General features: G+C 61.0%; 6 protein-coding genes and 6 pseudogenes. 6 read left to right on the top strand and 6 right to left on the bottom strand.

The window, feature by feature from the left end; genetic code table 11:
- Nucleotides 1-105 precede the first annotated feature (105 nt).
- Nucleotides 106-519 carry a tyrosine-type recombinase/integrase gene (locus KHC28_RS00005; RefSeq protein WP_214006304.1) on the top strand — a complete coding sequence of 138 codons (414 nt, stop codon included), beginning with the start codon at nt 106-108 and terminating at the stop codon, nt 517-519.
- Between the two features lie 253 nt (nt 520-772).
- Here the strand turns inward: KHC28_RS00005 and KHC28_RS00010 are convergent, their stop codons facing one another.
- Both KHC28_RS00010 and KHC28_RS00015 read right to left on the bottom strand, forming a co-directional pair.
- On the bottom strand, nt 773-1,021 hold the full coding sequence (locus tag KHC28_RS00010; protein WP_214006298.1) for a hypothetical protein: 249 nt from the start codon (nt 1,019-1,021) through the stop codon (nt 773-775).
- 1,225 nt (nt 1,022-2,246) lie between these two features.
- Nucleotides 2,247-2,867 carry a hypothetical protein gene (locus KHC28_RS00015; protein ID WP_214006299.1) on the bottom strand — a complete coding sequence of 207 codons (621 nt, stop codon included), beginning with the start codon at nt 2,865-2,867 and terminating at the stop codon, nt 2,247-2,249.
- Nucleotides 2,868-3,410: 543 nt separating this feature from the next.
- Here KHC28_RS00015 and KHC28_RS28100 point away from each other — a divergent pair.
- Nucleotides 3,411-3,734: pseudogene (locus KHC28_RS28100) on the top strand (hypothetical protein); the annotation flags it as partial.
- A gap of 341 nt (nt 3,735-4,075) precedes the next feature.
- Here KHC28_RS28100 and KHC28_RS00025 read toward each other — a convergent pair.
- A pseudogene (locus KHC28_RS00025) lies at nt 4,076-4,204 on the bottom strand (integrase core domain-containing protein); the annotation flags it as partial.
- A 127-nt stretch (nt 4,205-4,331) separates the two neighbouring features.
- Between KHC28_RS00025 and KHC28_RS00030 the strand changes: the two are divergent.
- Complete coding sequence (locus KHC28_RS00030; RefSeq protein ID WP_214006301.1) at nt 4,332-4,874, top strand: Ros/MucR family transcriptional regulator; 543 nt, start codon at nt 4,332-4,334, stop codon at nt 4,872-4,874.
- Between the two features lie 70 nt (nt 4,875-4,944).
- Here the strand turns inward: KHC28_RS00030 and KHC28_RS00035 are convergent.
- Together KHC28_RS00035 and KHC28_RS00040 are read right to left on the bottom strand one after the other, a co-directional pair.
- Nucleotides 4,945-5,153, bottom strand: a pseudogene (locus KHC28_RS00035) (cold-shock protein).
- A gap of 46 nt (nt 5,154-5,199) precedes the next feature.
- A pseudogene (locus KHC28_RS00040) lies at nt 5,200-5,991 on the bottom strand (IS3 family transposase); the annotation flags it as partial.
- Here KHC28_RS00040 and KHC28_RS00045 point away from each other — a divergent pair.
- Nucleotides 5,992-6,387: pseudogene (locus tag KHC28_RS00045) on the top strand (DDE-type integrase/transposase/recombinase); the annotation flags it as partial.
- Nucleotides 6,374-7,251: pseudogene (locus tag KHC28_RS00050) on the top strand (IS3 family transposase); the annotation flags it as partial. The pseudogenes KHC28_RS00045 and KHC28_RS00050, both read left to right, overlap by 14 nt.
- A 465-nt stretch (nt 7,252-7,716) precedes the next feature.
- On the opposite strand, the gene KHC28_RS00055 reads toward KHC28_RS00050, so the two are convergent.
- Nucleotides 7,717-8,094, bottom strand: coding sequence for a helix-turn-helix domain-containing protein (locus KHC28_RS00055; RefSeq protein ID WP_214006303.1), 378 nt, complete (start codon nt 8,092-8,094; stop codon nt 7,717-7,719).
- 112 nt (nt 8,095-8,206) lie between these two features.
- Between KHC28_RS00055 and KHC28_RS00060 the strand changes: the two genes are divergently transcribed.
- Complete coding sequence (locus KHC28_RS00060; RefSeq protein WP_246564100.1) at nt 8,207-8,410, top strand: hypothetical protein; 204 nt, start codon at nt 8,207-8,209, stop codon at nt 8,408-8,410.
- Nucleotides 8,411-8,663: the final 253 nt, after the last annotated feature.

Here is an 8,663-nt window from a genome sequence, read left to right on the forward strand (position 1 = left end):
TGACCGCCCATTCTTCGTCGGTAAGTTCGTGACGGCGCATCTCTTAGACTCCCGGTTCGGGAGCTTGAATCACGACAAAAACCGCCGCGCAAATTTACGGGGCCACTGCCTAGTGTTCGGGCCGCCAAGACAGAAGTTGGCACGCGCGACGTTCCGCTGGCTCCGGCTGTGGTGTCCATGCTCCGCGAGTGGAAGCTCGCCTGTCCCGCGGGCGAGCACGATCTTGTCTTCCCCAATGGCGTCGGCAATCCCGAATACCATCAAAACATCCTCAATCGCGGCTTCTTCCCGCTTCAGGTTTCTGCGGGTATCACCGTAGAGTCGGGAAAGGTGGGCAGGGCCGGCAAGCCGATCATGAAGGCGAAGTACGCGCTCCATGCCCTTCGGCATGCCGCTGCTGCTCTATTCATCGAGCAAGCTATGAAGCCCAAGCGCATTCAGGCTATCATGGGACACGCATCCATCCAGATGACATATGATTTGTATGGGTATTTGCTGGAGGCCAAGGACGAGGATTAGGTGGCGATGAAGGAGATCGAGAGCCGGTTGCTCGAATCATAGTTCCATCAAGTGCGATCTATTCCACGCAACACGCTTGCAACACGGAGAAAATTTCCGTCTTTAATATCAGAGGATGTCAAAATACTCTGACCCCGTTAGTCTAGGTTCGAATCCTGGTCCCCCAATCATTCTTGTTATCTATTTGATTTCAATTGCATAATTTGGCGATACACTCGGCAAATACACCCATCCGGCGACGCCTGTTGCGCGATCAGGTGCCTTCCAGTACCGCCTCCGGGACCTGCCCGAACGACGCAATAAGCACCGGAGGGTCCGTGTCGCCGCTCTCCGGTTCGACATCCGTCGAGAAGGCGATAGCCCCGAGCTTCACTAGGCTCATGCGGTGAGCTATGCGCTCAGCATCGGCGGCGTTGCGAACCTCCATCGGAATGCCGGCCTTGATTGCGCCGCGCTTGCCGGCCTCGAATGGTTGGACGATGTAGAATGTTTTCTTGGCCATGGCCGACTCCTTATCCTTCGGCGGCACCGTGCGCTAAACTTACGAACAAAGCAAGAACAATAGAGCGCGTGTTGCCTTGTTCTCATTTCGTTCTCATGTTTCGATCATTGGAACGAGGAGGCCGCCGTCATGCACACGAACGCTCAACCATCCCCTCCCACGCCCTCTGAGGCCGACCTCACGGAACCCTTCACGGTCACCGAGGAGGAAATTGATGAGGTCCTAGAGATTTGCGGAGGGCGCCCTAGGGACGCGATGCGGGCCCTTCTGATCGGGCAGAGGTCCTTTAAAGAGGTGGCGCTGGACGAGGCCCGTCGGGAGACGAGCTGGGGCTATGTGAGGGGTCGTCCTTCACGGAAGACGAAGGGGCGGGGGGATGCGTCGGAGGGGTGAGGTCGCCTCAGCCCTCGGCGGCACGTGTGCGACTGCGACCCCAGCGCTCCCCGCGCATGATCATACCAACCGACGCGGGGCTGATCCCGAAGCGTTGTGCTATGGCGCGGTAGCTCAAGGTGTCCTTCAACTCCCTGATCGTGCGGACATCTTCCTCTGTCAGCTTCGTCTGAGAGCTGTGACGCTGGTTTCGGGTGCCGCGACTTTGGCTCTCGGCGCGGGCCTCCCAAGAGAGGTGAGATGGGTTCATGCATCCGAGGTGTCCGCTGCCGCACGAGAAAATCGGAGCACTATTTCTGAGAGGGGGAGGCCCTTTGGAGAGCGTGCACATTATATTCGCGGCGGGCACCATAGTGTTGTTGACCGACATAACCGCATAGCCAGCTCGATTGCGCTTAAATGGCCAGATCAAACACTCAGGATTTTCATGTTCAGAGTGCGATTCAACCCAACTTAGAGGGCCGCCACGTTCGATGATGGGTGTAGATTCGAACGTGTCGCCGTGTCGCCACAGGCGATTATAGTGGATCGCGCAAAAGCCACGAGTCCTGACCGGGCGGGGGCATCCCTCAATCGCGCATAACGATGTCCCGAACATTGCCTTCTCCAATCAATGACCCGCTTGGCATTCACTCTATCCGAAACGATAACGGGGACGCGCTAAATGCTGCGCGGACACGCCGACGCTGGGCGTTTATGCGTCACGTTGCCGGGGCTGGACGCGGAGAAGGACGGCCTTCGCGGAACGCAGGCAGACTGAGCGGCGCAGAGGAATGAAGCAACTTCGGTGGACTTGCGAAGAGTGCTCCTGTTCCCCGGCAGGTTCCCCGCTTCAGAGCATCTGATCGAAGGCGGGCCGCAGCACCTTCGCCATGGCGCTCATGCGTATGTCGCGGGCGGGCTCCAGCACCGCCAATCTTTCCGCCTTGTCCACTACCGAGGCGAACTGTAGCGCCTTGTGGTAATAGTCGCGGTCCCAGAAATCATGGACCACGACCTTTAGTTTTGGGCGCCCGAACAGGAAAGCTGTGAGGATGCAGGCCACGCGAAAGCGTCCGTCGACGAACACCATGTCGGGGGAGAATTTTGGCCCCTGTGTCCACGGCGCAAGCACGTAAGCAGGCCAGCGGGCCTTGGATTTCCGATTGCGAGGTTTCCCCCAATCGCCGACCGGGCCGATGTCGGCATGAATGAAGGTCAGCCGGCGGTCTTCCTCTGCCTTCACCAACGAAGGGATTTGGCGCAGACGTTCGATCCACGCCGGGTCAGAGTCCACGCTCACAATGCGCGGTACCCCTAGATCCACGAAGCCAGCAGTAGAATGCCCGCAACCATACTCGAAGATGCCCTTTGCCTTGCTCGCATAGGCGTTGAGCATATCCAGCTCGGCGGGACGTAGGGTGGGTTTCAGGGCGGCGAGTAGGTTCTCTGGGAGAGCGGCGTCCGGGCTCATGAAGCCTTCCGGTTATAGGTGGTGCTGGAGCGACCGTAGCATGTCCACGAGCATCCACGCGGAACAGTGTTCGGGAGGTGCTGATATGCTTCGGGGAGAAGGCCGACGCAGAGGCGTTTATGCGTCACGCTGGCGGGGATATGGAGGGGGAGTGAGCGGGATGGCCCTTGGTCAGGAAACGAAGCTGCTCAACCTCTATCTCGATACCAACGTTTGGGGCTGATTGTTTGCTCGGACCCCCAATTTGCGAAGTGAGCTGCCGGAGGATGAATTTCAGCTTCTTGTCACCGCCGAGGTGGCCATTGGATGAGATGGTCGGCGGGCTCGGCGACGACACCTATATCATCGAGAGCTTCTCGGACGTGGTCTACGAGAAGCCCAGCGAGGGCGCCGACACGCTGTGGACTTCGGTCAGCCGTAGCCTCGAACTTAGAACATCGTGCTGTCCGGCACCGCCACGGATGCCGGCGGCAACGGCGAAAGCAATATCGTCGCCGGCAATGAGCGCGACAACAACCTCCATGGTGGCAGGGGGGCTCGGACAGCCTGTACGGCCATGACGGCAGCGACCGCCTCTTCGGCGAGGACGGCAACAACCACATAACCGGCGGCAAGGTCACCGACGCCTATTATGGGGGCGCCGGCTCAGACTACGCGATCCTGGAGAAGGATGGTGGGGTCGTCGACTGGAACGTGACGCGCGACCGTGTGGTGTTCAATAGCGACATCTTCCCGTCGATCAGCGCGGTGCTAACGGCGGCGTTCCAGAGCGGCACCGACGTGGTGATTTGGGACGGCGATGACGGCATCGTGCTCCAGAACGCCAAGCTCGACGACCTCTCCACGAGCAACTTCCTATTCGTGTAGCCGCGATCCGCGCTCCGGCCGGCTCGGTTGTCATCCGAAGGCAGCAGCACGCAAAACCGCATTCGAGAGTTGCACCACCCGACCTATTCGCAGGAGTGCGGATGCCATATTGAGGTACCGCCCCTCGTCGCCCCCGCCCCCCAAGCAGGGTGGCGCTCGGCAGGCCGAGCGCTCCCCGCAATGCGCTCGGCCACTTGCATGTGGCCGCGGGCCAACGCGCCTGCCGCGCCTCTAGGCAAGTTGCGGTGGATCCAATGACCTAAGACCCTTTTCTCGTCCGGCTTAGGAGAGAGTTCCAGGGTTGATTTGTGGCCTCAGGCGGCCTGGGTCTCCAGTGGGATTGTTGCGACGAACTCGGCAGGGGATCGATGGCCTAGCGCGGAATGGGGCCGGTTCAGGTTGTCGTCCTCCTTCCATGAGGCGATGGCGGCACGGGCCTGCGCCATGCTCGAGAGCAGGGTCTCGTTCAGGCAAGGGGTGCACGATTGCACGGCGTGTTAAGGAGGTAGTGGCATTCTGAAGCTGGCCGTCTAGCTTGCGACCTCGCGGTACCGCTCGTATTCCTGTGCGCTAGATTGCGAATCAAGGACGGCGGCAATGCCTGATGATCAGTACTCCGATACAGACTACATCCTCGCTGCAACTGACGTCGTGTCAGCCTTTGTCAGCAACAACAGCGTCCCTGCCACACAACTGCCCGACCTGATCGCGAGCATACATGCCGCCCTTCGCAGCTTGGCCCCACCTGTGCCTGAGCCAGAGCCAGAACCTCGTGTGCCGGCCGTGTCGGTGAAGCGGTCGGTGACCCCGGAGTTCATCGTCTGCCTCGAGGACGGTAAGAAGTTCAAATCGCTGAAGCGGCACCTGCGCACCCAGTATGGGATTACGCCGGAAGAGTACCGGGTGAAGTGGGGCCTGCCGGCCGACTATCCCATGGTGGCACCCGCGTACGCGGCGCAACGGTCGCAACTCGCCACGCGAATGGGGCTGGGCCAACGTGGGCGAAGTGCCAGGAAGACGGCCGCGGATTTAGAGCCGCCAGCCGAGGCGGCTGAGGTGCCGGCCGCTCCGGATAATGCGCGAGCGAAGGGGCTGGTGCCTTCGGAGAACGTGGTGTCTGGAGATGACCCGGCGGAGTGATTGTTATTCCTTCGCTCAACCGAAAATAGAAAGGCCGGGTTAGTCCCCGGGCTTATTCATTTTAATGTTATCAAAATGCCTTGAGGTTCACTGCGGAGGTTTCCCCGTCCGCCGATCTGACTCCACGTCAAAGCTTACTTTCTGGCCGGCGAGCAGCCCCTGCAGGCTCGAGCGCTGCACTGCGCTGATACGCACAAACACGTCCGGCCCACCGGCATCAAGCTGGATGTAGCCGTAGCCCTTTTGCTCATTGAAGCACTTCACTACACCGCCTGCCATGTGATCCTCGTTGTGGCCTGCCCCGATTGATTGGTCCGGTTTGCGTCTAATGCATTGTCGGCCTTGTGACCGGGCTTGATTTGGTCGGTAAGGGTGGGCTGATCGCAGCCGGTGCAGGAGGCTTGTAGCCGAGTGATGAGCGAGGCCGCTCGGTGTTGTAATGGTGGTGCCAGCTCTCGATGATGATCCGAGCCTCGGCCAGGCTGTAGAAGATCTCCCCATTTAGCAGCTCGTCTCGGAGCTTGGAGTTGAAGCTCTCGCAATAGCCATTTTCCCAGGGTGAACCTGGCTCGATGAAGGCGGTCTGGGCTCCGACCCCACGGATTCAGTTCCGTACGGCCTTGGCGATGAACTCCGGGCCGTTGTCGGACCGTACGTGTCCCGGCACCCCCCGCAGCACGAACAGGTCCGATAGGACATCGATGACCGAAGTCGAGTTGAGCTTGCGGTCGATGCGGATCGCCAGGCACTCCCTTGTGAACTCATCGATCACATTCAGCATGTGGAACTTCCGCCCATTATGGGTGCGGTCCTCGACGAAGTCGTAGGACCAGACGTGGTTGGGATATTCCGGCCGCAGCCGAATGCGGGACCCGTCGTTCAGCCAGAGCCTACCCATCATCGGCTGCTTGTGCGGCACCTTGAGCCCCTCTCGCCGCTAGGTCCGTTCCACCCGCTTCACGTTCACCATCCAGCCCGCCGCGTGCCGCAAGGCTGTGATCCGCCGGTAGCCATAGCGCCCCAACCGGGTGGCGCGTTCGACGATGACGGCGGTCAGGGCCGCCTCGTCGGTTCGCCCCGTCGGCATCTTGCGCTGTGTGGATCGATGTTGCCCCAGATCCGGGAGCGGCTGAAGATCCTTGCGGGTCAGCGGCGGCGGTTCGGCTACCGGCGGCTGCACATCCTGCTGAGACGCGAGGGCATTGCGCTGAACCATAAGAAGCTGTTCCGGCTCTATCGGGAGGAGCGGCTGACGGTGCGCCGGCGTGGCGGGCGCAAGCGCGCTCTCGGGACGCGGGCGCCGATGACCCTGCCACAGGGACCGAACCACCGCTGGAGCCTAGACTTTGTCGCGGACCCACTCGTCGATGGCCGACGCTTCCGCGTGCTGGTCATCGTCGATGACTTTACGCGCGAATGCCTGGCGCTCGTCGTTGACACCTCGCTCTCCGGCCAGCGTGTTGTCCGGGAGCTCGATGCACTCATCGCCCTTCGCGGCCGACCGGGAGATGCTGCAGGATATCGTCCGCCGAAAAATCTGAGGCCTGGTCGCAAGCGCGAGCTCGTCGGCATGATGTGTGGCGAGTGGCAGGTGTCGATCCGCCGGGCCTGTGCGGCCTTGGAGTTCGACAGGTCCACCTACCATTACAAATCTTGCCGACCCGACTAGGCCCCGTTGGCGGCCCGCATCCGGACGATCTGCGAGACACGTGTGCGCTACGGCTACCGGCGCGTGCAGGTGCTGCTACGCCGGGAGGGCTGGGTGATCAACCAGAAGCGAACCCGTAGGATCTACAATGAATTAGGCCTTCAGTTGCGCAACAAGACGCCGAAGCGTCGGGTGAAGGCGAAGCTGCGGGAGGATCGGGTGCCAGCCACTCGGCCGAACGACGTCTGGGCCATCGACTTCGTTCACGACCAGCTGGCAACCGGCCGCAAGATCCGGGTGCTGACCGTGATCGACACCTTCTCGCGGTTCTCGCCGGTGGTGGATCCGCGTTTCAGCTATCGGGCGGAGCATGTGGTTGCGACGCTGGAAAGCGTATGCGCCAAGGTGGGCTATCCGCGAACGATCCGTGTCGATCAAGGCTCGGAGTTCATCTCCCGTGATCTCGATCTGTGGGCCTATGCGAAGGGCGTTACGCTGGACTTCTCCAGGCCCGGGAAACCCACCGACAACGCGTTCATCGAGGCCTTTAACGGCCGCTTCCGGAGCGAGTGCTTGAACGCCCACTAGTTTCTGACGCTTGCAGACGCGGCCGAAAAGATGGAGGCTTGGGTCAGATACTATAACGAGGATCGGCCGCACGGGGCCATCGGCCACAAGCCTCCGATCTCGCTGCAGAACCCCGGCGGCGTAGCCAGCCCACCGCCGTGAAGCAGGCCGGAAACTCCAGCCTCCGGTGGTCCAGAAAATGGTCTCGGATCAGAGCGAGAACAGAGTCCAGTTATGAACGAGGGCAAATAAGGGGCAACGTCAATAGAGCGCCTCGTCGAGCCAACGCCCAACCATCTCATGATGCCCCCCGCCCTTCGCGCGATCTCGCGATCGCTCCAACGCGCCCATTCAACATCCTGCGGAAGCGTCAGGACGGCGCGGCGCTTGTCCTCATTGGTGCGGCGGAGGCCGTGGGATGCGTTGGCGCCGACACTGTGCAGGACAGCGTCGCGGATTTGCCGAGCCTCGTGCACCTGCTTGTGCATGAATCCGATGTCGGAGACTGTGGCCTGAAAGTCTTCTCCACCGGAAGACTTTTTTGGGCGGCCAGCGGTAACATCTCCTCGCTCCTGAGCGGCGTCATACTCATCGGCTAGGCGTCGGCGGCCATAACCGGCCGGACACTTAGGCCTCCGGCGCCTCAATCACCGGCCCTAGCACCAGATCAGCGGTGGCATATCGCTCGACCCGGCCAGGTAGATAGAAAACGTCGGCTACGAGGTCGTGCTCGGCGACGGCCCAATCCGGCTCGCCCTTCCGACGCACCCAGCGGAAACGAGTGACTTCCTTCGGCTCCGCCTTCTGGCGCTGCTCGATCAGTTCGGGCGGTACGCCACCAGCGCGGACCATTTCGGTCAACTGGGCCGCGACGGCGTCGGGGATAAGCTTCCCGCCTGTTGCCCACCGACGGGCAGTGCGTACGTCGACGCCGAGCAGCTTGGCGAGGGCGGCTGGCGACAGATCTAGCTTGGCGAGTGCGGCCTGCAGTTCGGTGGGAGTCATGGGCTAAGCTCCGGTAGGCGTGGAGGTGTTGGCATAGCAGCGCGACCTGGTACAGGCGAGCTGCCGCATAGCTAAGCGCGAGCTCGTGGGTCTTCATTCAGAAACCCATGATATGGTTGCACCCATGGATAGACATTTAGCCCGCTACAAAGTGCGCCGCGAAGATGATGGCTGGACGGCGTTTGACATATTCACCGGCCAACCAGCCGTCGTGAACGACGTGCCGCTGGTGGGCATGGACATTGAGGAGGCTGACGACATTGTCGACCAACTCAATGGCGCTTATGCGCGGCGTATGGTGGATGAGGAGCCTTAGCCGAACGCTGCAGATAGAGCTGCAGGGCTAGAACGGTGCTTCTCCAGACTGCATCGTCACCAGCGCGACGCGATACCTGCCTATCATCCGCCCGCAAAACTCCACCATTCACCTTCAGTGAGTTCGGCAATGTCTGCCTTGCTGACGTGCTCCCCTGCATTTCTGCCACGGATAAGTTGGGTCCTTCGATCAGGAGAAGGGCCATGCGGCGCAGCCGTTTCAGCGAGGAGCAGATCATCTCGGTGCTGAAGGA

This window comes from Ancylobacter sonchi (assembly GCF_018390695.1).
GTDB lineage: Bacteria > Pseudomonadota > Alphaproteobacteria > Rhizobiales > Xanthobacteraceae > Ancylobacter > Ancylobacter sonchi.